The organism is Bacillus sp. REN10 (genome assembly GCF_016820555.1).
GTDB lineage: Bacteria > Bacillota > Bacilli > Bacillales > Domibacillaceae > Bacillus_CE.
This window is the reverse complement of record NZ_JADHDW010000052.1, coordinates 1-323: the sequence shown is the minus strand read 5'-3', so window position 1 is coordinate 323 and position 323 is coordinate 1. Positions and strand designations below refer to the sequence as shown.

General features: G+C 47.1%; 1 pseudogene. It reads right to left on the bottom strand.

What is annotated here, in order from left to right:
- Positions 1 to 323: pseudogene (locus tag IRB43_RS17730) on the bottom strand (RNA-guided endonuclease InsQ/TnpB family protein); the annotation flags it as partial.

Genomic DNA, 323 nt, shown 5'->3' with positions numbered 1-323 from the left:
GTTTCTGTTGTTTTCCTTTCCACCGGCCTAGACTGAGTGTCAACTTGCGTCCTTTAAGTACAAAGGATTGGTCGATCCATTTGGGAGGAAACACGAACTTTTCTTTGTATGGATAGCGGATGGACTTGTTCGTTTTCCTCGCTTGACGAACTCCTTCTCGGGCACGCAAAAACTTGTGGCACACCGCTTGGATCGTCTGACTGTGAAGAGGATACAAGCCTTTGAGTTCCGATTGAAGGTCGCTTTTATTGATCCATTGGCCATGAATTCGGTAGTAATACCGAGCCAGCTGTACGCAGTCATTCCAAATCGTTCCGCAGATC